Origin of the sequence: Leisingera sp. ANG-S5, from assembly GCF_000813925.1 — a bacterium.
GTDB lineage: Bacteria > Pseudomonadota > Alphaproteobacteria > Rhodobacterales > Rhodobacteraceae > Leisingera.
Window position 1 is genome coordinate 417766 of the sequence record NZ_JWLH01000003.1, and the last position, 22632, is coordinate 440397.

A 22632-nucleotide genomic window follows, 5' to 3' on the forward strand; every position below is an offset into this window, starting at 1 on the left:
TTTGATGCCAGTTCCGCAAAACTGCGGGGAAAGCGCGCTGCGTGGATTGAAACTGGCAGCGAATTCCTTCATTTTGCCGCGCAAATTAACCCTCACATCTTCTGGAGCGCAACATGCCTCAACCGCAAGAAAAGCCGGAACTGGATCCGGCCGCCGCCTATAAACGCGTCATGCTGAAAATTTCGGGCGAGGCACTGATGGGCGACCAGGGGTTCGGCCTGCATCCGCCGACCGTGCAGCGCATCGCCCGCGAGGTGAAAACCGTGCACGACATGGGGGTGGAAATCTGCATGGTGATCGGCGGCGGCAACATTTTCCGCGGCCTGTCCGGCTCTGCCCAGGGGATGGAGCGCACCACCGCCGACTACATGGGGATGATGGCCACCGTGATGAACGCGCTGGCAATGCAGTCGGCGCTGGAAGGCCTGGGGGTGTTCACCCGGGTGATCTCCGCGATCCGCATGGATGAGGTCGCTGAACCCTACATCCGCCGCCGCGCTGTGCGCCACCTGGAAAAGAAACGGGTCTGCATCTTTGCGGCCGGCACCGGCAACCCCTATTTCACCACCGACACTGCTGCGACGCTGCGCGCCAACGAGATGGCCTGCGAGGCGATCTTCATGGGCAAGAACGGGGTTGATGGCGTCTACGACAAGGACCCGGCGCAGCACGATGATGCGGTCCGTTATGACGAAATCAGTTATGACGACGTATTTGCCAAGCGGCTGAAGGTGATGGATGCCTCCGCCATCGCGCTTGCCCGCGACAACAACCTGCCTCTGATCGTGTTCCCGCTGGATGAGCCGGGCGGTTTCCGCGGCATTCTGGCGGGCAAGGGGACCTATACCAAGGTTCACGGCTGAGCTGCCGTGCAGCCGGCTGAAACCGCGGGCTGTGATCGCCCGCGGTTTTTTGTGATCTGACCTGAGTGCCTGTGCGGGGCTGATCCCGTGAATTCCGCGGCAGGCAGGCTAGATCGTGCATCACGGAGGGCGCGGCCAAAGCGCGGAGATGCCGCCCCGGCGGCACCAAATCCTCCGCTTGATCGCTATACATCAGCCTTCCAATGGCTTATGAGCCAATGGAAGACCGCCTCAGATAAGGGGAGAGAGCAGCATGTCTGATGATTTTGAACTGGATACCGACGATCTGAAACGCCGCATGGATGGCGCCATGGCCAACCTGCGCACCGAATTTGCGTCGCTGCGCACCGGCCGGGCTTCGGCCTCGATGCTGGAGCCGGTGATGGTGGATGCCTACGGCTCGCCGACGCCGATCAACCAGGTGGGCACCGTCAACGTGCCGGAGCCGCGCATGGTCACCATCAACGTCTGGGACAAGGGCCTGGTCGGCAAGGTGGAGAAGGCGATCCGCGAATCCGGCCTGGGCATCAACCCGCAGCTCAACGGCACCATCATCATGCTGCCGATCCCGGAGCTGAACGAGGAGCGCCGCCGCGAACTGGGCAAGGTGGCCGGCCAGTATGCCGAACACGCCCGGGTGTCGATCCGCAACGTCCGCCGCGATGGCATGGACCAGATCAAGAAGGCCAAGGCCGACGGCATGTCGGAAGACGATCAGAAGTTCTGGGAAGCCGAGGTGCAGGAGCTGACCGACAAGATGATCAAGCATGTGGACGAGGCGCTTGAGACCAAGCAAGCCGAGATCATGCAGGTCTGACGGGCAGTATGCCAGGAGACACAAACCCGCACGCGAGTGCTGCCGGAGAAGTTCCGGCGGCCCGCTCCGGCCCGCGCCATGTGGCCATAATCATGGACGGCAACGGCCGCTGGGCGCAGGCCCGGGGCAGGCCGCGGCTGTTTGGCCACCATGCAGGTGCGCGCCGGGTCCGTGAAGTTGTCGAGTGCTGCCCAAGTCTGGGCGTGGAATACCTGACCATATTTGCCTTCTCGACTGAGAACTGGAAACGGACGCAGACCGAAGTTGCCGGTCTGATGAGCCTGTTCCGCCGCTACATCTCCAAGGAAATGAACGCCTTGGCTGAACAGAACGTCCGTGTGCGCTTTATCGGCGACCGGGTGCGGCTGGATGCCAAGCTGATTGATCTGATGGACAAGCTGGAGCGTAAGACCGAAGGCAACAGCGGCACCCAGCTGACCATTGCGCTGAACTATGGCGGCCGGGATGAGGTCGCACGCGCCACCAAGCGGCTGGCGCGGGATGTGGCCGAAGGCCGGCTGGACCCCGAAAACGTCGATGAAGAAACCCTGCCGCGCTATCTGGACACCCATGTGCTGCCGGATCCGGACCTGGTGATCCGCACCAGCGGCGAGGCGCGGATCTCGAACTTCCTGCTGTGGCAGTCGGCTTATGCGGAATATGAGTTCATCGACACGCTGTGGCCTGATTTCTCGGGCGAGGAGCTGGAACGGCTGTGCAACAGCTATGGCCGCCGCGACCGCCGGTTTGGGGCGGTCAAGACATGAGTGCTGCCAAGGACCGGTGGGCGGATCTTCTGCCGCGGGCTGTATCTGCCATCGTGATGATTGCCGCAGGCGGTTTTGCGGTCTGGGCTGGCGGGTTCATTTTCAATGCTCTGATCGCGCTGTGCTGCGGCGGCATGGTGTGGGAGCTGGTACGGATGCTGATGCCGTCACGCAGCGGCACGGCGCTGCAGCTTGGCGCGATCTCAGCCGTTGCGGTACTGCTGGCGTCGCTGCTGCCCGCCCTGTGGGTGCTGCCGGTGCTGGCCGCACCTGTGGCCGCCGGTTTCAGTCAGATCCGTGAACGGCGGCAGTACTTCACCGGGTTCGCGCTGTGGGTGCTGCTGGCAGGGTTCGGTTTTATCTGGCTGCGCGGCCAGATGGGCATGGCTTGGATGCTGTGGCTGATCTGCATTGTGGTAGCGACAGATGTGGCCGGGTATTTTGCGGGCAAGGCCCTTGGCGGCCCCAAGTTCTGGCCCCGTGTCAGCCCCAAGAAAACCTGGAGCGGCACCGCGTCGGGCTGGATTGCCGCCGCCATTGTCGGGGCTGTCTTCGCCGCGCAGTTGGGGCAGGGCTTTGGCCTTGTCGTGCTGTCGGTTCTTCTGTCGATGGCCAGCCAGGCCGGCGATGTGGCGGAAAGCGCCCTGAAGCGCAAGATGGGCGTCAAGGATTCCAGTGCGCTGATTCCCGGCCATGGCGGGCTGTTTGACCGCTTTGACGGGATGCTGGGCGCAGCGGCCATGTTCCTGGCCGTCGCTGCCTTCTGGGGATAACCAGTCAGGAAAGACCATGCGGAAAATCTCGATCTTCGGCGCCACCGGGTCGATTGGACAGAACACCATCGACCTGATCCGCCGCGCGCCTGACGCCTATGACGTGGTGGCGCTGACCGGCGGAGCGAATATCGCCAGGCTGGCCGAAGACGCCATAGCCTTGCGTGCGGATGTTGCCGTTACCGCCTTTGAAGACCGCCTGCCGGATTTGCGGGCCGCGCTGGCGGGCTCTGATGTCGAAGCGGCAGCGGGGCAGGCGGCGCTGGTTGAGGCGGCGGCGCGCCCGGCAGACTGGATCATGTCGGCGATTGTCGGCGCTGCGGGGCTGGCCCCGGGGCTGGAGGCGCTGAAACACGGCACCACGCTGGCGCTTGCCAACAAGGAATCGCTGGTCTGCGCAGGCAGGCTGCTGCTGGAAACCGCGGAACAACACGGCGCCCGGCTGCTGCCGGTCGACAGCGAGCATTCGGCGGTGTTTCAGGGGCTGGTGGGGGAAGACATTGAAGCGGTTGAGCGGATTGTCATCACCGCATCGGGCGGTGCCTTCCGGGATTGGCCGCTGGAGGATCTGGCGAAGGCAAGCCTGGCGCAGGCGTCCTCGCATCCCAATTGGGACATGGGGCAGCGGATCACCATCGACAGTGCTTCCATGTTCAATAAGGCGCTGGAAGTCATTGAAACCCGGGAATACTTCGGTGTCCGGCCCGATCAGATCGAGGTGCTGGTGCATCCCGAGTCCCTGGTGCACGCGCTGGTCGGCTTCAATGACGGCGCGCTGATGGCGCATCTGGGTGCTGCCGATATGCGCCATGCCATCGGCTATGCGCTGCACTGGCCCGCGCGCCAGAATCTTCCGGTGGAGCGGCTGGACCTGGCCCGCATCGGCCAGTTGAATTTCCGCGCCCCGGACCCGGCCCGCTATCCGGCGCTGCGCCAGGCCTATGAGGTGATGGAGCGGGGCGGGCTGATGGGCGCGGCGTTTAACGCGGCCAAGGAACAGGCGCTGGACGAGTTCATTGCCGGGCGCATTCGGTTCACCGATATGGCCGCCGTGACCGCTGCAGTGCTGGAGCGGATCGAGGCGGATGGCGGCCTCATAGATGCCGCAATGACACTTGATAACGTGACCCGGGTTGACCATGTCGCCAGGAAACAGGCGGCGCGCGCCGCAGAAGAACGCATAGGGTAGAATTTTGGACGTACTTTCTTTTGTCCCGCAGTTTGGCGGTTTTCTCTATACAATCGCCAGCTTTGTCGTCGCTTTGTCGGTGATCGTGGCGGTGCATGAATACGGCCACTATATCGTCGGCCGCTGGTCGGGCATTCATGCCGAGGTGTTCTCCATCGGGTTCGGCCCGGTGCTGTGGAGCCGGATGGACAAGCGCGGCACCCGCTGGCAAGTGGCGGCGCTGCCCTTTGGCGGTTACGTGAAATTCCTGGGCGATTCCGATGCGGCCTCCGGCAAGGATGCGCTGGCGATGGAGGCCGCCGCCGCGGATCCCACCGCCCTGCGCCGGACCATGCACGGTGCGCCCTTGTGGGCGCGGGCGGCGACGGTTGCGGCAGGTCCGGTGTTCAACTTCGTGATGTCCGCCATCATCTTTACCGCTGTAGCGCTGTCGCAGGGCAATATGCGCGAACCTCTGACCATTGGAGCCCTGGCGCCGCTGCCCGGGCTCGAGAACGGTTTGCAGCAGGGGGATGAGCTGATCAGCGCAGGGGGAGTTCCTGTTCCGAACTACCAGGACAGCGATGCGTGGGAGGCATTCCGGCAGGCGCTGCCGCAGCAGCAGCCGCTGGAGTACGCCGTGCGCCGGGGCGGTGACGAGATCGTGGTCGACGGGCCCTTTCTGTATCCGCCTTACGTGCACGGCGTAGTGCCGCGCAGCGCGGCGGCTGATGCAGGGCTGCAGCCGGATGACGTGATTGTTGCAGTGGACGGCACCCCGCTGGTGTCTTTTGAGCAGCTTAAGGAACTGGTTGAAGCGGCTGACGGCAAGGTGCTGGTGCTGGATGTCTGGCGCGGCGGCGAAACCGTCGAAATGGCGCTGGCACCGCGGCGCACCGATGAGCCGCAGCCGGATGGCGGCTTTGCCACCCGCTGGCGGATCGGTATCGTCGGCGGGCTGGCCTTTTCGCCGGCAACCGAAGCCGCGGGATTTGGTGAAGCTCTTGCGGCAGGCAGCTATCAGGTCTGGGCGGTGGTGGAGACCTCGCTGTCTGGCCTGAAGCACATGATCACCGGGGCGATCAGCACCTGTAACCTGTCGGGGCCGATCGGCATTGCCGAAACCTCCGGCGCGATGGCCAGCCAGGGGGCGGAGAGCTTTATCCGCTTCATCGCGGTTCTGTCAACTGCAGTGGGGCTGCTGAACCTGTTTCCCATTCCCGCATTGGATGGCGGCCACCTGGTGTTCTATGCCTATGAGGCCGTTGCAGGGCGTCCGCCCAGCGACCGGGCGGTGCGGGTGCTGATGACCTTTGGCATAGCTGTGGTGCTGTCGCTGATGGTGTTTGCCTTGGGCAACGACCTGTTTTGCTGATCAACGACAGCTGAAGCACTAACAAAGGGCGGCCATAGTGCCGCCCAAGTGCTGCCACATTCCCCCGTTAACTTTTCCTCAACCTGCAGCCCGCGCCGCTGAGCGCCGTGCTTGCGGGCGGGTGAAGAACTGGGGGATATCCGATGCACACACTCTCGCAATCCTATCGCGGCCTTGGCCTCTTGGTGCGCCTGAACTGGGACCGGGCACTGACTGGTTTCGCCATTGCCGGCGCGCTGACCGCAGGCACCTGGCTCGCCACTTTGTGATTCCCGCACCCGGCGCGCCAGCCCGCCGCGCCGGTTGCCCTCAAGTTGCGCCTTAGTTGGTTTTGACAAGCGCTTTCAAACCCGGTACGCACGTCGCAAAGCTGCTATAAAAATCGGGTTCTGAAAAATGGTTTGGGGGAAAATCGCAGGCAAGTCCTGTGTCGAGCGCAAGTCGGGCATCAATATCTTGTACCGCAAAGTTTCTGCTATTTCTCTGGCAGTTGCGCTGGGTTACGCGCTGGCACCGCTGCCGGCAGAAGCGCAAAGCTACCGCTTCAATTCGGTGCAGGTAGAGGGCAATCAGCGCATTCAGACGTCGACCGTTGTCGCTTATACCGGCATCGAGCGCGGCCAGACGGTCAGCGCAGGCGAGCTGAACGACGCCTACCAGCGCATTCTTGACAGTGGCGTATTTGAAACAGTGGAAATCGTGCCGCGCGGCAGCACGCTGGTGATCAAGGTCACTGAGTTCCCGACCATCAATCAGATCAGTTTCGAAGGCAACAAGCGCCTCAAGGACGACGCGCTGGACCAAATCATCGAATCTGCGCCGCGCCGGGTGTTCAACCCTACGCAGGCAGAGCGTGACGCCGCCGCAATTGCCGAAGCCTACAGCGTGCAGGGGCGTTTGGCCTCGCGCGTGACCCCGCGGATCATCCGCCGCAGCAACAATCGCGTTGATCTGGTGTTCGAGATTTCCGAAGGCGACACCATCGAGGTGGAGCGCGTGTCGTTCACCGGCAACCGGGTCTATTCGGACCGCCGTCTGCGCCGGGTGCTGGAAACCAAGCAGGCCGGCCTGCTGCGCGGCTTCATCCGTTCCGACACCCTGATCGAGGACCGGCTGGAATTCGACAAGCAGGTGCTGCGCGACTTCTACCTGTCGCGCGGCTATGTCGACTTCCGGGTGAACAGCGCCAACGCAGAAGTGACCGAGGAACGCGACGCTGTGTTCCTGGTTGTTGACGTGACCGAAGGCCAGCAGTTCAAGTTCGGCAATATCACCGTCACCAGCGAAATGCCGGAAGCGGACGCGGATGAATTTGCCTCCACGCTGAAAATCAAGCCGGGCGTGACTTACACACCGTCCCTGGTCGAAAATGCGATCGACCGGATGGAAGGCCTGGCCGTCCGCAATGAGATCGATTTCCTGCGGGTTGAGCCGCGGGTCACCCGCAATGACCGTGACCTGACCCTGGACATTGAATTCGTGCTGACGCGCGGCCCGCGCGTTTTTGTCGAACGGATCGACATCGAAGGCAACACCACCACCCTGGACCGGGTTGTCCGCCAGCAGTTTGCCTCTGTTGAAGGCGACCCCTTCAACCCGCGCTCCATCCGCAACAGCGCGGAGCGGATCCGCGCGCTGGGTTTCTTTGCCAATGCGGACGTCGAAACCCGCGAAGGCAGCTCCGCCGATCAGGTGATTGTCGATGTGGATGTCGAAGAACAGCCGACCGGCTCGCTGAACCTCGGCGGCGCCTACTCGGTCACCGACGGCTTTGGTCTGAGCATCGGCCTGACGGAAAACAACTTCCTTGGCCGCGGCCAGCGGCTGTCGCTGAATATCGCAACCGCGACGGAATCCGACTCCTACGTGCTGGGCTTCACCGAACCTTACCTGCTGGGCCGGAAACTGCGGTTTGATCTGGACCTGGGCCTCAATGAAACCGACTCCAGTTTCTCCGAATACAAGACCAAGCGAGTCTTCTTCCAGCCAGCTTTGACGTTCGATACCGGTGAGGACACCTCGCTGCAGGTCCGCTACACCTGGGATGCGGACGAGATGCTGTTTGACGACGACGACACCAACCAGAATCTGGCTGGCCCGATTATCCGCAGCGAGATTGGGCAGGGTGAACGGAATGCCAGCGCAATTGGCTTTACCTACCGGTATGACAGCCGCCTGACCGGGCTCGATCCGACTGCTGGTTTCCTGGTTGAAATCGGCGCTGACTATGCAGGTCTGGGCGGGGATTCCGAATACGTCAAGGCAACCACAAAACTCGTTGCTCAGAAACAGATTTGGAACGAAGAAGTCACCATCCGCGCCACGCTGGAGGCTGGTGCATTCCAGTGGGAAGGCAGTGGAAACAGCCGGACGATCGACCGCTTTGTTCTGACACCTTCCGTCATGCGCGGGTTTGAGCCGGGTGGTATCGGGCCGCGGGATCGGTCCTCTGGCGGTCCCAATGGCCCGTACAACGACTTCCTGGGCGGCAACTACTATGCGGTTGCGCGGTTCGATGCGGAATTCCCGCTTGGCCTGCCGGAAGAACTGGGCATGCGCGGCGGCCTGTTCTATGACGTCGGTGGCCTCTGGGGCCTGGAGAATGTTGACACAATTGCAAGCAACAGCATTGTCGGCCACGAAAAGTCTTTCCGCCATGTTGTTGGTGTCTCGCTTCTTTGGACCACCGGGTTCGGCCCGCTGCGGTTCAACTTCTCCAAAGCCCTCAAGAAAGAGGACTTTGACGAGGAGCAGAGCTTTGACCTGACCTTGCAGGCGAGGTTCTGATCTGGTGCGGCAGCCGAAGCCCGGAGCCAGGGCAGCGCTGGGGCTTGTCCTGGCGCTGATCTGCGCCGGCACTGCACCCGTCCGCGCACAGGAGACTGCGGGCAGCAGCGGGGCCGAATTTCAGCTGGGGCTGCCGCAAAGCGGCATCCTCACGATTCAGCCGGACCGGCTGTTCTCGGAAAGCGCTTTTGGCAAGCGGGTGGAACGCGAGATCGAGGCCGAAGGCGCGGTTCTGACCGCGGAGAACCGCCGTATCGAGGCGGAACTGCGTAAGGAGGAGCTGGACCTGACCGAACGGCGCAGCGAGATGGAGCCGGAAGCTTTCCGCGCTCTGGCGGATGCCTTTGATGAGAAAGTCCAGGAAACCCGCCGCCGCCAGGACCAGAAGCTGCGCGAGATAACCCAGATGGGCGAGGATGCCCGGCGGGAGTTCATTAAGGCGTCTCTGCCGGTGCTGCAGCAAATCATGCGGGAAGCCGGGGCTGGAGCGATCCTCGATCATTCCTCGGTGTTTCTGAGTGCCGACGCGGCCGACATCACGGCCTTGGCAATCGCCCGGATCGATGCCGTTCTGGGTGATGGCGCCGCAGATGAGGACGGCGACCGCTGAGCGCGCGAACTTGCCCAAAGCCTGTCCGCTTGCTAGGGACAGCGCAGTATTCTTGACGTAAATGGGAAACCAAGCATGACCACCGAGCTGCAAAGCGCTGACATTCAACTGATCCAGCGGATCCTGCCGCACCGTTATCCGTTCCTGCTGGTCGACAAGGTGGTCGACATCGACAGCTATAAATCGGCGCGCGGCATCAAGAATGTCACCATGAACGAGCCGCATTTCCAGGGACATTTTCCGGGCACGCCGATCATGCCGGGCGTGACCATCGTCGAGGCGATGGCGCAGACCGCCGGCGTGATGCTGGGTGTCGGCATGGATATGGTCGACACCGACCTGCTGATCTATTTCATGAACATCGACAAGTGCAAGTTCCGCCGCAAGGTGGTGCCGGGCGATGTTCTGGAGATGCATGTGGAAACCCTGCGCGGCAAGCCGGGCGGCAAGATCTTCAAGTTCCTGGGCCGCGCGACGGTTGAGGGCGAAGTGGCTGCAGAGGCTGAATTTACCGCAATGGTCGACCGCCAGGCCGAGGAAAGCTGAAATGAGCAAGATCCACCCCAGTGCCGTGATTGAAGAGGGTGCCAAGCTTGGAAAGGACTGCGAGATCGGCCCGTTCTGCGTGGTTGGCCCCGAGGCGGTTCTGGGGGACAGGGTTGTTCTGAAATCCCATGTAGTTGTCACCGGCGATACCGAAATCGGTGACGAGACCGTGGTGTTCCCCTTTGCGGTGCTGGGGGAGATCCCGCAGGACCTGAAGTTCAAAGGCGAGAAGTGCAAGACCGTGATCGGCAAGCGCAACCGCATCCGAGAGCATGTGACGGTGAATGCCGGCACCGAGGGCGGCGGCGGCGTGACGCGTATTGGCGATGACGGTCTTTTCATGGCCGGCTGCCATATCGCCCATGACGCCCAGGTCGGCGACCGGGTGATCGTGGTGAACTCTGCCGCTGTGGCGGGGCACTGCGTGCTGGAGGACGATGTAATCATCGGCGGGTTGTCCGGCATCCATCAATGGGTGCGGATCGGCAAGGGCGCGATCATCGGCGCGGTTACCATGGTGACCAACGACGTGATTCCCTATGGCCTGGTGCAGGCGCAGCGCGGCGAGCTGGACGGCTTGAACCTGGTCGGCCTGAAGCGCCGCGGCGTCGCCCGCAGCGACATCACCGCCTTGCGCGCAGCGTTTCAGATGCTGGCCCAGGGCGAAGGAACCTTCCAAGAGCGCGCCAAGCGGCTGGGGGATGAGACCGACAGTGAATATGTGCAGCGTATTGTTGCCTTCATCACCGGCGGAAGCGACCGCTCCTTCCTGACTCCGGGGGGCTGATGCGATGCTGGCAGTGATTGCAGGCACCGGCGCGCTGCCGGCTGAAGTGGCCGCGCATGCGCCGAGCCGTCCGCTGATCTGCGCGATGGCAGGGGCGGAACCGGATATGGTCGATCCGGAAATCACCTTTCGTTTTGAACAGCTCGGCAGTTTTCTGGAGCGGCTGAAGGCGGCGGAAGTGACCGAGATTTGCCTGGCTGGCGCTGTGCGCCGCCCGCATATTGATCCCTCTTCTATTGATGCGGCCACGATGCCGCTGGTGCCGGTGCTGCAAGCGGCGCTTGCGGCTGGTGACGATGGGGCCTTGCGCGCGATTATCGGGATTTTCGAACAGGCAGGCTTTGCCGTCCGCGCGGCTCATGAGGTGGCGCCGGGGCTTCTGATGGCAGCGGGTGTGCCGACCAAAGTGCAGCCCGGTGAGCTGGACAAGGCAGACGCTGAACGCGGCGCCGAGATCGTCGTGGCCATGTCTGCGGCTGACATCGGCCAGTCCTGCGCCGTGCGCAAAGGGCAGGCGATTGCGGTCGAAAACCTGTTTGGCACTGACTGGATGCTGACCTCGCTGCAGCAGCGTCCGGACGGGCAGGGCGGTCTCTTGTTCAAGGCGCCGAAACCGGCACAGGACCGCCGCGCCGATCTGCCCACCATTGGTGTGGAGACGGTCGAAGCCGCGGCTAAAGCCGGGCTGTCCGGCATTGTGCTGGAGGCGGGCGGTGTCATCGTTCTGGATCAGGACGCGGTGATTGCGGCATGCGACCGGCTGGGCCTGTTCCTCTGGCTGCGCGAGGCATGAGCCTTCGGGTCTTTATCCTGGCGGGCGAGCCTTCGGGCGACCGGCTGGGCGGAGCGCTGATGGCAGGCCTGAAACAACTGTCACCCGGCGTACAATTCGATGGCATCGGCGGGACGCTGATGGCGGAGCAGGGGCTGGTATCGCGCTTTCCAATGGATGAGTTGTCGGTCATGGGGCTGGCGGAGGTGCTGCCCAAGTACCGCCACCTGAAGCGCCGGATCCGGGAAACGGCAGAGGCCGTGATCGAAACAAAGCCGGATGTGCTGATTACCATCGACAGCCCGGACTTTAGTTTGCGCGTTGCGCGGCTGGTCAAGGATCGCAGCAAAATCCGCACCGTGCACTATGTGGCGCCCTCGGTCTGGGCGTGGCGGCCTAAACGGGCCGGGAAAATGGCGGAAGTCATTGATCACGTGCTGGCGCTCTTGCCGTTCGAGCCGCCCTACATGGAAGCGGCGGGCATGGACTGCGATTTCGTCGGCCACCCGGTTGTGTCGGAGCCTCAGGCCACGGATGCAGAGATCCAGGCCTTCCGCAGTGAATTCGGTTTGGGTGATGCGCCGTTTGTCTTGGCACTGCCCGGATCGCGCCGGTCTGAAGTGTCGCGGCTGGCGCCGGACTTTGGCGGGGCCCTGGAGCAATTTTGCGCAAAGCATCCTGATTACCGGATTGTGATTCCTGCCGCCGCGCCCGTCGCGGGTCTGGTGCAAGACGCACTCAAGGATTGGCCGGCGGGCACTGTCATGGTTGATCCGAACCGGTACACTCCGGACCGTGCCAAAGCGCATAAACGCGCCGCCTTTGCCTCCGCCAGCCTGGCGCTGGCTGCCTCTGGTACCGTTTCGCTGGAACTGGCCGCCGCCCGTACGCCGATGGTGATTGCCTATAAGTTTCAATGGCTGACCTGGCAAATCATGAAGCGCATGGCGCTGATCGACACGGTGACGCTGGTCAATCTGGTAAGCGATACGCGGGTGGTGCCGGAATGCCTGGGGCCGGACTGCACGCCGGAGAACATCTCCGCCCGGCTGGAGGAATCTGCCGGAAATCCCAGTGCTCAGCGGGAAGCGATGGAACTGACCATGCAGCGCTTGGGACAGGGCGGAGAAGAGCCCGGTCTGCGCGCCGCCCGTGCGGTTCTTGACCGGTTGCCCGGCAGGTAAGCCGTAAGCGCGCCGGATGCAAAGCCTCCGCCGCGCGGCTTCTGGTTGCGCGGGAGCTGCGCTCCCGCGCGGAGAGCGCCGCTCCGCAGCCGCAGAACGCAGACGGCTGGGAAACACGAGAATTTTGCAGGATATTCTGCTGAGAAGCACCTAAGGGCAGGTCTGCCCTTAAGGCGCTCTTCCGATTTTGTTTTGAAGATGCCGCGTCAAGGACAAGCCGCGCCTGCCGCGCGGAGGTTGCGCCTTCCTTGACAGAAGTGCCTTTTCAGTAGCCGCGCCAGATCCAGCCGCCGCCGAAGATGCGGCTGCCCTCGCTGGCGTAGAACACGCAAGCCTGGCCGGGGGAGACGCCTTCTTCCGGCGTCAGCAGCTCTACCTCGGCAGTGGTCTCAGTCAGCGGCCGGATGATCGCCTCGCGCGGCGGGCGGGTGGAGCGGACCTTGACCTTCAGATGCCATTCTTTGCGGCTTGTGAAGGGGTCATCGCCCAGCCAGTTGATCTCGCGCACCGGGATGGTGCGGGTGGCCAGCAGCTCCTTGGGGCCGACAACCACCTGTTTTGTGTCCACATCCAGTTTCACCACATAAAGCGGTTCGCTGAGCCCGCCGATACCCAGCCCCCGGCGCTGGCCGATGGTGTAGTGGATGACGCCCTCGTGGCTGCCCAGCACCCGGCCGTCGGAATGCACGATCTCGCCCGGCTCCGCTGCGCCGGGGCGCAGCTTCTCGATCACGCTGGCGTAGTTGCCGTCCGGCACAAAGCAGATGTCCTGGCTGTCAGGCTTGTCGGCCACCGCCAGACCGTATTGGGCCGCCATCTCGCGGGTGGCGTCCTTGGAGGGCAGGTGGCCCAGCGGGAAGCGCAGGTAATCGAGCTGCTCCGGCGTGGTGGAGAACAGGAAGTAGCTCTGGTCGCGGTTGGCGTCTTCAGCGGAGTGCAGTTCCGGCCCGTGCGCGCCCATCTTGCGCTGGATGTAATGACCGGTCGCCATGCAGTCGGCCTCCAGATCCTTGGCGGTTTCCAGGAGATCCTTGAACTTCACCCGCTCATTGCAGCGGATGCAGGGTACCGGGGTTGCACCAGCCAAATAGCTGTCGGCGAACTCGTCAATCACCGCATCCTTAAAAATGTTCTCATAATCCAGGACGTAATGCGGGAAGCCGCGTTCCTCTGCCACGCGCCGCGCATCATGGATATCGATGCCCGCGCAGCAGGCGCCTTTTTTCGCCAGCGCCGCGCCGTGATCGTAGAGCTGCAGCGTCACGCCGACCACGTCATAGCCCTGATCGGCCAAATATGCAGCAACAACAGAGCTGTCGACGCCGCCTGACATCGCCACAACCACCCGGGTTTCCGAGGGCGGTTTGGCAAAGCCGAGTGAATTGAGTTCCGTGTCGTGGTCCAGCGCCATGGGGCAGCTCCTGAAGGCAAGGGGGCAGGCGCCGCAGAATATATGAAAATCCTAAGGACTCTCAAGGGGCGTGGTTCATGCGGCGTTAAGCCTGTTGGGAAATTCTGGTGTCAGACCCAACGAACAAGATCTTCAGAGGGAAGAAAGATGTTTTTGAAGAAAGTCGACGGGCCGCGGGCGGTTACCCTGCCGGATGGCACCATCATGACCCGGGCGGATTTGCCGCCGGAAACCACCAAGCGCTGGGTGGCCTCGCGCAAGGCAGCCGTGGTGCGCGGTGTGCTGTATGGGCTGCTGCCGCAGAAGGAGGCGATGCGCCGCTACGGCCTGAGCGAGGAAGAGTTCCGCAGCTGGGTTGCAGCCGTTGCCGATCATGGCGAAGAGGCCCTGAAAACCACACGTCTCAAGAAATTCCGTGACCAGGACGCAAAATAATTCAGGCCGCCCTTGAGTTGAAATTCTAAATTAACCATCATGGTAACGAGGCATTAACTTTTTTCCACCAAGGTTAACGCGACCTGAGGGAAACAGTGTACAGGCGGAGAAAATAATATGCGCATTCTGCTGGTTGAGGATGATCCGACCACGGCAAAAAGCATCGAGCTGATGCTGACCCATGCCAACCTGAACGTTTATACGACGGATCTGGGGGAAGAAGGGATCGATCTGGCCAAACTTTACGACTATGACCTGATCCTCTTGGATCTGGGGCTGCCGGATATGAACGGCCATGAGGTGCTGCGCCAGCTGCGCATGTCCCGCATCGAAACCCCCATTCTGATCCTGTCCGGTGCAGACGATACCGACAACAAGATCAAGGGCTTCGGCTTTGGCGCGGATGACTATCTGACCAAACCCTTCCACCGCGAGGAACTGGTGGCGCGGATCCACGCGATTATCCGCCGGTCCAAGGGCCATTCGCAGTCGATCATCAAGACCGGCAAGATCGCGGTCAATCTGGACGCCAAGACGGTGGAGGCCGGCGGCAAGGCGGTGCATCTGACCGGCAAGGAATACCAGATGCTGGAGCTTCTGTCCCTGCGCAAGGGTACCACGCTGACCAAGGAGATGTTCCTGAACCATCTTTATGGCGGCATGGATGAACCGGAACTGAAAATCATCGATGTTTTCATCTGTAAGTTGCGTAAGAAACTCAGCAACGCGACAGACGGCGAAAACTACATCGAAACTGTCTGGGGCCGCGGCTATGTGCTGCGTGATCCGCAGGAAGATCATATGTCAGGCGGTCAGCGGATGGCTGTCGGCGCCTGAAAGGAAGAACACCCGGGTGGCGCGTGATGATGCGCCACCGGTTGCAAAGACCTGCCTTTGGGCGGGTCTTTTTGTTTTTAACGGCTGCAGTGCGCCGACTGTCAGATGCGCTGGACGCGGCGCGCGTGGAGCCTTATCACCGGAGGGGAGAACGAAGAGGGACCGCGCGTGGCAGAATTGACAGAAAAAGACGTGGCCAGCCTGACAGCAGATGACGCAAAGGCGGAATTTGAGGCGCTTGAAGAGCAGTTGCGGGCGGCTGATCTGGCCTATCACCAGGACGACGCGCCGGAGATCAGTGATGCGGAATATGATTCGCTGAAACGCCGCTACCGGGCTCTTGCGGATGCTTTCCCTGAACTCGCGGAAGCGGCCACCCAGCTGGACGCGGTCGGCGCGCCTGCCGCGTCCGGCTTTGGCAAGATCACTCATTCCGTTCGGATGCTGTCGCTGGGCAATGCCTTTGAGGATGAAGACGTCGCGGATTTCGACCGCAGCATCCGCAAGTACCTCGGCCTCAGCCCGGCGGATGCGCTGGCCTTCACGGCGGAGCCTAAAATTGACGGGCTGTCGCTGTCCCTGCGTTATGAAAACGGCACGCTGATCCAGGCGGCGACCCGCGGCGATGGCAGCATTGGCGAGAACGTGACCGCCAACGCCCGCACCATTGCCGACATCCCGCAGCAATTGGAAGGGGCGCCGGACGTTCTGGAAGTGCGCGGCGAAGTTTACATGAGCCACGCGGATTTCGAGGCGCTGAATGCCCGGCACGAGGAACGCGGCGGCAAGACCTTTGCCAATCCGCGCAATGCGGCTGCGGGCTCCTTGCGGCAGCTGGATGCGGAAATCACCCGTGCGCGGCCCTTGCGGTTCTTTGCCTACAGCTGGGGAGAGCTGAGCGCGCCGCTGGCAGAGACCCAGATAGAGGCAATCGAACGGCTGAAGTCCCTGGGCTTTCAGACCAATCCGCTGACCCGGCTCTGTGCGTCCACCGAAGACATGATCGCGCATTACCGCAGCATCGAGGAGCAGCGAGCTACGCTCGGCTATGACATCGACGGCGTGGTCTACAAGGTCAATGATCTGGCGCTGCAGGCGCGGCTGGGGTTCCGCTCCACCACACCCCGCTGGGCGATTGCGCACAAATTCCCAGCCGAACTTGCCTGGACCCGGCTGGAGGCCATCGACATTCAGGTCGGCCGCACCGGCGCGCTCAGCCCGGTGGCGCGGCTCACCCCGGTGACGGTTGGCGGGGTGGTGGTATCCAACGCCACGCTGCACAATGAGGACTACATTCAGGGGCGCGATTCAAAGGGCGAGGAAATCCGCGGCGGCAAGGACATCCGCATCGGTGATTGGGTGCAGATCTACCGCGCCGGCGATGTGATCCCCAAGGTGGCCGATGTGGATCTGGCCAAACGCCCGGATGGCGCAGAACCTTACCAGTTCCCGCACATCTGCCCGGAGTGCGGAAGCCCGGCGGAACGGGAAGAGGGCGATGCGGTGCGGCGTTGCTCCGGCGGCATCATCTGCCCCGCCCAGGCGGTGGAGAAGCTGAAGCATTTCGTCTCCCGAGCGGCCTTTGACATCGAAGGGCTGGGCGCCAAGCAGGTGGAGCAGTTCCACGGTGATGAATGGATCAAGGAGCCTGCAGATATCTTTGATCTGCAAGCGAATTATGGGTCTGGCTTGCAGCAGCTGAAGAACCGCGAGGGCTGGGGAGAGAAGTCCGCCGAGAACCTGTTCGCGGCGATCGAGGAAAAGCGAACCATCCCGCTGGCCAAGCTGATTTTTGCCCTTGGCATCCGCCACGCCGGCGAGGTCGCTGGCCGTGATCTGGCGTTGCACTACCGGGATTGGCAGGCAATGGCGGAGGCGATTGATACTGCCCGCCCGGCTGCGCTGGCCCACCGGGCCGCGGATGAAGCCGAAGAGGCGGAGCGTCAAGCCGCAGCTGACGAAGGCAGGCGCGCGAAGATCTCTGAAACCCGTGCGGCAGCCGTTGCGGCTTGCAATGTTCCCGCGGACGCCTCGTCTGCCTGGGCCGACCTCATTGGCGTGGACGGGATCGGCGCAGTTTTGGGCCTTTCCCTGTCCGACGCCTTTGCCAACGCAGAGGAGCGCGCGGCGTTTGACCGGCTGGTGGAAAAACTCACCATCGTGCCGCCGGATGCCCCGGCCGCGGACAGCCCGGTGGCTGGAAAGACCGTGGTCTTCACCGGCACGCTGGAGAAGATGACCCGGGCCGAAGCCAAGGCGCGGGCAGAGGCGCTGGGGGCCAAGGTTTCCGGCTCAGTCTCCAAGAAGACCGACATCCTGGTGGCGGGTCCGGGCGCTGGCTCCAAGGCCAAGAAGGCGGCGGAACTAGGTATCCGGACTATGGACGAAGACGGTTGGCTGGAGCTGATCGCAGAGGCATGAGCGGGCGTCCCGAGATCCTGTTTCCGCTGTTTGCCGGCGCTGAGACCCTGCAGGGTGTCGGCCCGAAAACGGCGCAGAGCCTCAGCCAGATTGATATCGAAACGCCGCGGGATCTGCTGTTTTCGCTGCCGTATTCGGTGGTGGACCGGCGCCGCCGCGACACCATCCTCGGGGTAGAGTTGCCCGCCACTGTGACGGTGGAGGTGACCATTGGCCGTCACCGCCCGGCGCGCAACCGCGGCGGGGCCTACCGCATTCATGTGGAGGATTCGGAGACCGAGTTCCAGCTGGTCTTCTTCCACGGCCGTAGCCGCTACCTCGAGGCGCAGTTGCCAGAAGGCGCCCGCCGGGTAGTCTCTGGCAAACTGGAACTGTTTGATGGTCTCGCGCAGATGGTCCATCCGGACCACATGCTGGCGGTGGAAGAGGCACACGGCATCCCGGAGTTTGAGCCGGTTTACAGCCTGACCCACGGGGTCACGCAAAAGACGATGTACAAAGCGGCGCAAAGCGCGCTGGCGCGGATGCCGGAACTGGCAGAGTGGATCGACCTGGCGCAGATGCTGCGGGAAAACTGGCCCGCCTGGCATGAGGCGCTCCAGTTTGCCCATGCGCCGCAAGGGCCGGATGACCTCAGCCCGCAGGCGCCGGCCCGGGCGCGTTTGGCCTATGACGAACTCTTTGCCCATCAGCTGACCCTGGCGCTGGCGCGCCAGAAGGAGCGCAAGGCGCGTGGTATCCAAAGTGCGGCCACCGGACGGTTGCAGTCCAAGGTGCTGCAGGCGCTGCCGTACCGGCCCACAGGCGCACAGGCCCGCGCGATTGAGGAAATCTCTGCCGATATGGCCTCGGACAAGCGCATGAACAGGCTTCTGCAGGGCGATGTGGGTGCTGGAAAAACGCTGGTTGCTTTCATGGCCTTGCTGGTAGCTGTTGAAGCGGGCGGGCAGGGGGTGATGATGGCCCCAACCGGCATTCTGGCGCAGCAGCACATGGAAGGCCTGGCGCCGCTGGCCGAAGACGCGGGCGTGGTGATCGAGATCCTGACGGGCCGCGACAAGGGCGCTGAGCGAAAGGCAAAATTGGCCGCGCTGAAGCGCGGCGATATTCACATTCTGGTCGGCACTCATGCAGTGTTCCAGCATGACGTGGAATTCCGTGACCTGCGCCTTGCGATTGTCGATGAACAGCACCGCTTCGGCGTGCGCCAGCGAATGGAGCTGGCGGAAAAGGGCAAGGGCGCCGATGTTCTGGTGATGACTGCGACACCGATCCCGCGCTCACTGGCGCTGGCGCAGTATGGCGACATGGATGTCTCGGTGCTGGATGAGAAACCGCCGGGGCGCAAGCCGGTCAAGACAGCCGTGATCAGTACGGAGCGGATGCAGGAGGTGGTGGACCACCTGCGCAAGGCGATTGCCGAGGGGCGGCAGTGCTATTGGGTTTGCCCGCTGGTGGACGAATCCGAGCTGAGCGACCTGACCGCGGCGGAAGAACGCTTCAAGCACCTGCGCGCTATTCTCGGCGAAGGAACAGTTGGACTGGTGCACGGCCAGATGCCCCCCTCTGAGAAGGACGCGGCGATGGCGGCGTTTGTTGAAGGAGAGACAAAGGTTCTGGTGGCCACCACGGTGATTGAGGTCGGGGTGAACGTGCCCAATGCCTCGATCATGGTGATTGAGCGGGCAGAGATATTCGGCCTCGCCCAGCTGCACCAGCTGCGCGGGCGGGTGGGGCGTGGAAGTGCCGAGTCGACCTGTCTCCTGATGTACCAGCCGCCGCTGACCGAGGGCGGCCGCAAGCGGCTGGAGGTGCTGCGCGAGACCGAAGACGGTTTCCGGATCTCCGAGACCGACCTGCAGATGCGCGGAGCGGGCGACATGATCGGCACCGCGCAATCCGGGCTGCCGCGATTCCAAATAGCCGACCTGGAACGACAGGCCGGGCTGATGGCAGTGGCGCAAAGCGACGCGCGGGCGCTGCTGGCGGCTGATCCCAAGCTGGAGGGGGAGCGCGGCAAGGCGGCGCGCGTTCTGTTGTGGCTGATGAAACAGGATCAGGCGATCCGTTTGATTTCAGTGGGTTAGTCTCCGCTCCCGCGACTGTTCCGCTGCGGTGTTCTCATGTGTTCGCAAATGTTCTCAAAAAGTTCTTTACAGGCGCGCCTGAAAATGAGAACAAAGAGGCAACAAGATTACCAGAGAGCAGCGACACAGACTGGAGGAGGCCCGAGCCATGATTGCACAGATCAAGACCACCATTCAAAACGCCCATTCAACCCTGCTGCAGGACGCCATCGGTGCGGCCTCGCTGATGGTGATGCTGGTGGCGGCGCTGCACCTGCCGGGGCTGTTCTGACGCCTGTACCGTTTTCCTGAATGCCTCTGCTGTGCCGGGCCGGCCCTTTCCTGTCCCGGACTGTTCTTAGGGGATCAACCGCCTGTACAGATCCCCCTCGGCCCGATCTTCGACTGAATTGCCTCAAGATCCTGCCTGGCCCGCCCGGGTCCCGCACAACAGAGCATGACTGCCGCCGCCATCTGCCCGGATGTGCGGCGGTTTTTTCATTGGTGCGGGGCATAGAAAGCCAAAGCCCTGCAAGAATGCAGGGCAGTCTGGTGCTCCTTGCTGTGAGCGTTTTGTGCCGCGGACCTAGTGCCTCAGGCGCATTGCTCCTTGGCAGCGGTCTGCATCGCTTCCAGAGTTGCCTCCAGCGCCAGCATGATCGAGGCGTGGCGGTTCTTGAATTCCTTTGCAGGCTGCAGAACTTCCAGCCCGTCAAACGGCGCATCAGGGACCGGTCCGTCCTGGGTCAGCATGGCCTTGAGCTGATTGCGGGCGGTTTCAACCTCTTCCTGCGAGCGGCCAATGACATTGGCGCCTACCACCGCGGCAGAGGCCTGACCCAGGGCACAGGCCTTCACGTCCTGACCGAAATCCGTGATCCGGCCATCCTCAACCTTGACGTCGACGGTCACGGCAGAGCCGCACAAGGGCGATCGTTTCTTGACCGTGGCGTCCGGCGCCTGCAACCGGTCGAGGTGCGGAATGTCGGCTGCCAGCGCCAGAATGCGCGAGGAATACAGCTTGATCAGATCACTATCGCCAGACATTGCTTTCCCGGTCTTTCCCATTTTGCAGGTTCCCCATACATAGGGAGCCGAACAGCAGATGCAAAAGGTTTTTAGACATGTCCTTTGATCCCGCCAGCCTGACCTACAACGATGCTGGGCTGATCCCTTGCATTGCGCAGGACGACGCCTCCGGCGAGGTGCTGATGATGGCTTGGATGAATGCCGATGCGGTGGCGAAGACGCTTGAGACCGGCAAAGTCACCTATTGGTCGCGCTCGCGGCAGTCGTTCTGGATCAAGGGCGAGACCTCCGGCCACGTGCAGGAACTGGTGGATCTGCGGATTGACTGCGACCGTGACTGCCTTCTGGCACTGGTGCGCCAGACCGGTGCGGCCTGCCACACCAACCGGCGGACCTGTTTCTATACCGCGGTGCGGGACGGGGAAGAGGTTGAGCTGATGAAGCCGATGGAATAACGGCCCTGGCGGGCCGTGCCTCCGGCGGGGATATTTTCAGCCAGAAAGAAGCGGCAGGCCCACCATTTCGCGGATGTCTTGCGGGGTGGCCCCTTCGGCGCGGTATTTGGCGATGGCGCGGGCGTCGTCGCGTTTGGCGAGGCGTTTGCCGTTCTCATCGCGGATCAGATGGTGGTGGTGGTAAACGGGTGTGGGCAGGCCCAGCAGGCATTGCAGCAGGACGTGGATTTGGGTTGCCTCGAAAAGGTCTGCACCGCGCACCGCATGTGTGATGCCCTGGTCCGCGTCATCCATCACCACCGACAGGTGGTAGGAACTGCCCATGTTGCGGCGCACCAGAATGATGTCGCCAACACCTGAGATCAGCGCGTCAGGGTCCAAAGCATGCGCGCCCTGGAACTCCGGCCCGGTCTCCGCGAAGCTTCGCAAACCGGCGGCGCGGACCGCTTTCTGCATATTCAGGCGGATCACGTCCCGGTCCGCGGTCTCCGATGGCAGGCGGCTGCGGCAGGTGCCAGGGTAGATGCGTCCGTCCGGGCCGAACTGCGGCACCCCTTCCTGCGGCGCGCCGGCAGCCGCCTCAATATCAGCACGGTTGCAGCGGCAGGGATAGGTGAGGCCCATCGCAGTCAGCTGTTTGAGTGCTGCCCGGTAACGGTGCAACCGCTCCGACTGGCGCATCACCGGTTTCGGCCACCTGAGGCCAAGCCAGTGAAGGTCCTCATATATTTGCGCCTCCCATTCGGCACGCGCGCGCGACTGGTCGATGTCTTCGATGCGCAGCAGGAAGGTGCCGCCCTCGGCCACGGCCATGTCATGCGCCAGAAGCGCCGAATAGGCATGGCCCAGGTGCAACGGTCCGGTTGGCGACGGTGCGAAACGTGTGGTGAATGTCACGCTTTCTCAATTACATAAACGGTGGACTTCAGGTTGATGCCGGGGAGGTGATCCCCGTGTTCCCGAAATAGCAGCCGTGCTGCTGAACAGTCCAGCCATTCATTGAGCTTGCCGGTGTAGGCATGGTCCGCCAGCGCGTGATCATTGTAGGAAAAGGCGAACAATCCGCCGCGCGGCAGGGCGTGCATGATCGTGTCGAACACCGCGGGCGGCGCTGCGCCTGTGCCCAGAACGCCGCAGCCGGTGATCAGGCGGTAGGCGCCGTGCGGGATCGGCTGTTTCGCCGCGGGATCGATCCGGGTCAGCGTGCGGTAGGCGTCCTTGCTGCGGGCCTGGGCAAGCATTTCTTCCGACGGCTCCATGCCGTCCACGGTTTCAAACCCCTGCAGCCGCAGCGCAAGGCCGGCCAGACCGGTTCCGCAGCCGAAATCCAGCACGGGCTCGCTCATGTCGGTTTGGTATTTTGCCAAAGCCTGGGCAATCCGCCCCGGTGTTGCGTAACCGTTTTCGGCAATCTCTGCGTCATAGGAAGCGGCCCATTGGTCATAGTGCTCCAGGGTCGCTTCCGGTGTTTCAAGGCCGTACGCCTTGTCCAGAAACTTTTCGCTCATGGAAAAAGTTTAGGCGCGGAC

23 protein-coding genes are annotated in these 22632 nt (G+C 62.7%); 19 read left to right on the forward strand and 4 right to left on the reverse strand.

Annotated features, from left to right (window positions below):
* The first annotated feature begins 113 nt into the window (after positions 1-113).
* The 13 genes from pyrH (at position 114) to lpxB (ending at position 12449) form a co-directional block, all read left to right on the forward strand.
* Entirely contained in the window at positions 114-863 is a 750-nt protein-coding gene (pyrH, locus tag RA25_RS06730) for a UMP kinase (protein WP_019296155.1), read from the forward strand.
* A gap of 253 nt (positions 864-1116) precedes the next feature.
* Complete coding sequence (gene frr / locus RA25_RS06735) at positions 1117-1680, forward strand: ribosome recycling factor (RefSeq protein ID WP_019296156.1); 564 nt, start codon at positions 1117-1119, stop codon at positions 1678-1680.
* A gap of 8 nt (positions 1681-1688) precedes the next feature.
* Positions 1689-2447 (forward strand): isoprenyl transferase, encoded by a 759-nt coding sequence (locus RA25_RS06740; RefSeq protein WP_039170914.1) that lies wholly within the window; start codon positions 1689-1691, stop codon positions 2445-2447.
* Entirely contained in the window at positions 2444-3220 is a 777-nt protein-coding gene (locus RA25_RS06745; protein WP_019296158.1) for a phosphatidate cytidylyltransferase, read from the forward strand. Before RA25_RS06740 ends, RA25_RS06745 begins: the two co-directional genes overlap by 4 nt.
* Positions 3221-3236: 16 nt before the next feature.
* Entirely contained in the window at positions 3237-4409 is a 1173-nt protein-coding gene (gene dxr, locus RA25_RS06750) for a 1-deoxy-D-xylulose-5-phosphate reductoisomerase (RefSeq protein ID WP_019296159.1), read from the forward strand.
* A 4-nt stretch (positions 4410-4413) separates the two neighbouring features.
* Positions 4414-5763 (forward strand): RIP metalloprotease RseP, encoded by a 1350-nt coding sequence (gene rseP / locus RA25_RS06755; RefSeq protein ID WP_039170917.1) that lies wholly within the window; start codon positions 4414-4416, stop codon positions 5761-5763.
* Positions 5764-5906: 143 nt separating this feature from the next.
* Positions 5907-6032, forward strand: a complete 126-nt coding sequence (locus tag RA25_RS23410; RefSeq protein WP_275041215.1) for a hypothetical protein — start codon at positions 5907-5909, stop codon at positions 6030-6032.
* Positions 6033-6159: 127 nt separating this feature from the next.
* A complete protein-coding gene (bamA, locus tag RA25_RS06760; RefSeq protein ID WP_039170920.1) occupies positions 6160-8550 on the forward strand; it encodes an outer membrane protein assembly factor BamA in 2391 nt (796 codons plus the stop codon).
* 55 nt (positions 8551-8605) lie between these two features.
* Positions 8606-9160 carry an OmpH family outer membrane protein gene (locus tag RA25_RS06765; protein WP_443136561.1) on the forward strand — a complete coding sequence of 185 codons (555 nt, stop codon included), beginning with the start codon at positions 8606-8608 and terminating at the stop codon, positions 9158-9160.
* Positions 9161-9235: 75 nt separating this feature from the next.
* Positions 9236-9706 carry a 3-hydroxyacyl-ACP dehydratase FabZ gene (gene fabZ, locus RA25_RS06770; RefSeq protein WP_019296164.1) on the forward strand — a complete coding sequence of 157 codons (471 nt, stop codon included), beginning with the start codon at positions 9236-9238 and terminating at the stop codon, positions 9704-9706.
* Position 9707: 1 nt separating this feature from the next.
* Positions 9708-10493, forward strand: a complete 786-nt coding sequence (lpxA, locus tag RA25_RS06775; RefSeq protein WP_039145743.1) for an acyl-ACP--UDP-N-acetylglucosamine O-acyltransferase — start codon at positions 9708-9710, stop codon at positions 10491-10493.
* 4 nt (positions 10494-10497) lie between these two features.
* Entirely contained in the window at positions 10498-11286 is a 789-nt protein-coding gene (locus RA25_RS06780) for an LpxI family protein (protein WP_039170924.1), read from the forward strand.
* The gene (gene lpxB / locus RA25_RS06785) at positions 11283-12449 is read left to right on the forward strand and encodes a lipid-A-disaccharide synthase (RefSeq protein WP_039170926.1); all 1167 of its coding nucleotides are present in this window, start codon (positions 11283-11285) and stop codon (positions 12447-12449) included. The genes RA25_RS06780 and lpxB overlap by 4 nt, the downstream gene beginning before the upstream one ends.
* A gap of 265 nt (positions 12450-12714) precedes the next feature.
* On the opposite strand, the gene mnmA is transcribed toward lpxB, so the two are convergent.
* Positions 12715-13860, reverse strand: a complete 1146-nt coding sequence (gene mnmA / locus RA25_RS06790; RefSeq protein ID WP_039170930.1) for a tRNA 2-thiouridine(34) synthase MnmA — start codon at positions 13858-13860, stop codon at positions 12715-12717.
* 147 nt (positions 13861-14007) lie between these two features.
* On the opposite strand from mnmA, the gene sciP reads away from it, so the two are divergent.
* From sciP to RA25_RS23415, 5 genes are all read left to right on the forward strand, one after another.
* Positions 14008-14295 carry a CtrA inhibitor SciP gene (gene sciP, locus RA25_RS06795; RefSeq protein ID WP_019296169.1) on the forward strand — a complete coding sequence of 96 codons (288 nt, stop codon included), beginning with the start codon at positions 14008-14010 and terminating at the stop codon, positions 14293-14295.
* Positions 14296-14412: 117 nt separating this feature from the next.
* Complete coding sequence (gene ctrA / locus RA25_RS06800; protein WP_019296170.1) at positions 14413-15132, forward strand: response regulator transcription factor CtrA; 720 nt, start codon at positions 14413-14415, stop codon at positions 15130-15132.
* Positions 15133-15300: 168 nt separating this feature from the next.
* Positions 15301-17553 carry an NAD-dependent DNA ligase LigA gene (gene ligA / locus RA25_RS06805; protein WP_052254186.1) on the forward strand — a complete coding sequence of 751 codons (2253 nt, stop codon included), beginning with the start codon at positions 15301-15303 and terminating at the stop codon, positions 17551-17553.
* Complete coding sequence (gene recG, locus RA25_RS06810; RefSeq protein WP_039170933.1) at positions 17550-19640, forward strand: ATP-dependent DNA helicase RecG; 2091 nt, start codon at positions 17550-17552, stop codon at positions 19638-19640. Before ligA ends, recG begins: the two co-directional genes overlap by 4 nt.
* 148 nt (positions 19641-19788) lie before the next feature.
* A complete protein-coding gene (locus RA25_RS23415) occupies positions 19789-19911 on the forward strand; it encodes a hypothetical protein (protein ID WP_019296173.1) in 123 nt (40 codons plus the stop codon).
* Positions 19912-20213: 302 nt separating this feature from the next.
* Here the strand turns inward: RA25_RS23415 and RA25_RS06815 are convergent, their stop codons facing one another.
* Positions 20214-20666 carry an iron-sulfur cluster assembly scaffold protein gene (locus tag RA25_RS06815; RefSeq protein ID WP_019296174.1) on the reverse strand — a complete coding sequence of 151 codons (453 nt, stop codon included), beginning with the start codon at positions 20664-20666 and terminating at the stop codon, positions 20214-20216.
* A gap of 77 nt (positions 20667-20743) precedes the next feature.
* Here RA25_RS06815 and hisI point away from each other — a divergent pair, with 77 nt between their 5' ends.
* The gene (gene hisI, locus RA25_RS06820; protein WP_019296175.1) at positions 20744-21103 is read left to right on the forward strand and encodes a phosphoribosyl-AMP cyclohydrolase; all 360 of its coding nucleotides are present in this window, start codon (positions 20744-20746) and stop codon (positions 21101-21103) included.
* Positions 21104-21139: 36 nt separating this feature from the next.
* Here the strand turns inward: hisI and gluQRS are convergent, their stop codons facing one another.
* Both gluQRS and RA25_RS06830 read right to left on the reverse strand, forming a co-directional pair.
* Positions 21140-22000 carry a tRNA glutamyl-Q(34) synthetase GluQRS gene (gene gluQRS / locus RA25_RS06825; RefSeq protein ID WP_039170936.1) on the reverse strand — a complete coding sequence of 287 codons (861 nt, stop codon included), beginning with the start codon at positions 21998-22000 and terminating at the stop codon, positions 21140-21142.
* On the reverse strand, positions 21997-22611 hold the full coding sequence (locus RA25_RS06830) for a class I SAM-dependent DNA methyltransferase (protein WP_039170939.1): 615 nt from the start codon (positions 22609-22611) through the stop codon (positions 21997-21999). The genes gluQRS and RA25_RS06830 overlap by 4 nt, the downstream gene beginning before the upstream one ends.
* Between the last annotated feature and the right edge of the window lie 21 nt (positions 22612-22632).

Bases quoted from the DNA above. Each gene is read 5' to 3' on its own strand.
- hisI (WP_019296175.1), top strand. From the start codon at position 20,744: ATGTCCTTTGATCCCGCCAGCCTGACCTACAACGATGCTGGGCTGATC.
- RA25_RS06815 (WP_019296174.1), bottom strand. From the start codon at position 20,666: ATGTCTGGCGATAGTGATCTGATCAAGCTGTATTCCTCGCGCATTCTG.
- recG (WP_039170933.1), top strand. From the start codon at position 17,550: ATGAGCGGGCGTCCCGAGATCCTGTTTCCGCTGTTTGCCGGCGCTGAG.
- sciP (WP_019296169.1), top strand. From the start codon at position 14,008: ATGTTTTTGAAGAAAGTCGACGGGCCGCGGGCGGTTACCCTGCCGGAT.
- mnmA (WP_039170930.1), bottom strand. From the start codon at position 13,860: ATGGCGCTGGACCACGACACGGAACTCAATTCACTCGGCTTTGCCAAA.
- ctrA (WP_019296170.1), top strand. From the start codon at position 14,413: ATGCGCATTCTGCTGGTTGAGGATGATCCGACCACGGCAAAAAGCATC.
- bamA (WP_039170920.1), top strand. From the start codon at position 6,160: ATGGTTTGGGGGAAAATCGCAGGCAAGTCCTGTGTCGAGCGCAAGTCG.
- pyrH (WP_019296155.1), top strand. From the start codon at position 114: ATGCCTCAACCGCAAGAAAAGCCGGAACTGGATCCGGCCGCCGCCTAT.
- RA25_RS06745 (WP_019296158.1), top strand. From the start codon at position 2,444: ATGAGTGCTGCCAAGGACCGGTGGGCGGATCTTCTGCCGCGGGCTGTA.
- lpxA (WP_039145743.1), top strand. From the start codon at position 9,708: ATGAGCAAGATCCACCCCAGTGCCGTGATTGAAGAGGGTGCCAAGCTT.
- RA25_RS06740 (WP_039170914.1), top strand. From the start codon at position 1,689: ATGCCAGGAGACACAAACCCGCACGCGAGTGCTGCCGGAGAAGTTCCG.
- RA25_RS06780 (WP_039170924.1), top strand. From the start codon at position 10,498: ATGCTGGCAGTGATTGCAGGCACCGGCGCGCTGCCGGCTGAAGTGGCC.
- frr (WP_019296156.1), top strand. From the start codon at position 1,117: ATGTCTGATGATTTTGAACTGGATACCGACGATCTGAAACGCCGCATG.
- RA25_RS23410 (WP_275041215.1), top strand. From the start codon at position 5,907: ATGCACACACTCTCGCAATCCTATCGCGGCCTTGGCCTCTTGGTGCGC.
- RA25_RS23415 (WP_019296173.1), top strand. From the start codon at position 19,789: ATGATTGCACAGATCAAGACCACCATTCAAAACGCCCATTCAACCCTG.
- dxr (WP_019296159.1), top strand. From the start codon at position 3,237: ATGCGGAAAATCTCGATCTTCGGCGCCACCGGGTCGATTGGACAGAAC.
- RA25_RS06830 (WP_039170939.1), bottom strand. From the start codon at position 22,611: ATGAGCGAAAAGTTTCTGGACAAGGCGTACGGCCTTGAAACACCGGAA.
- fabZ (WP_019296164.1), top strand. From the start codon at position 9,236: ATGACCACCGAGCTGCAAAGCGCTGACATTCAACTGATCCAGCGGATC.
- lpxB (WP_039170926.1), top strand. From the start codon at position 11,283: ATGAGCCTTCGGGTCTTTATCCTGGCGGGCGAGCCTTCGGGCGACCGG.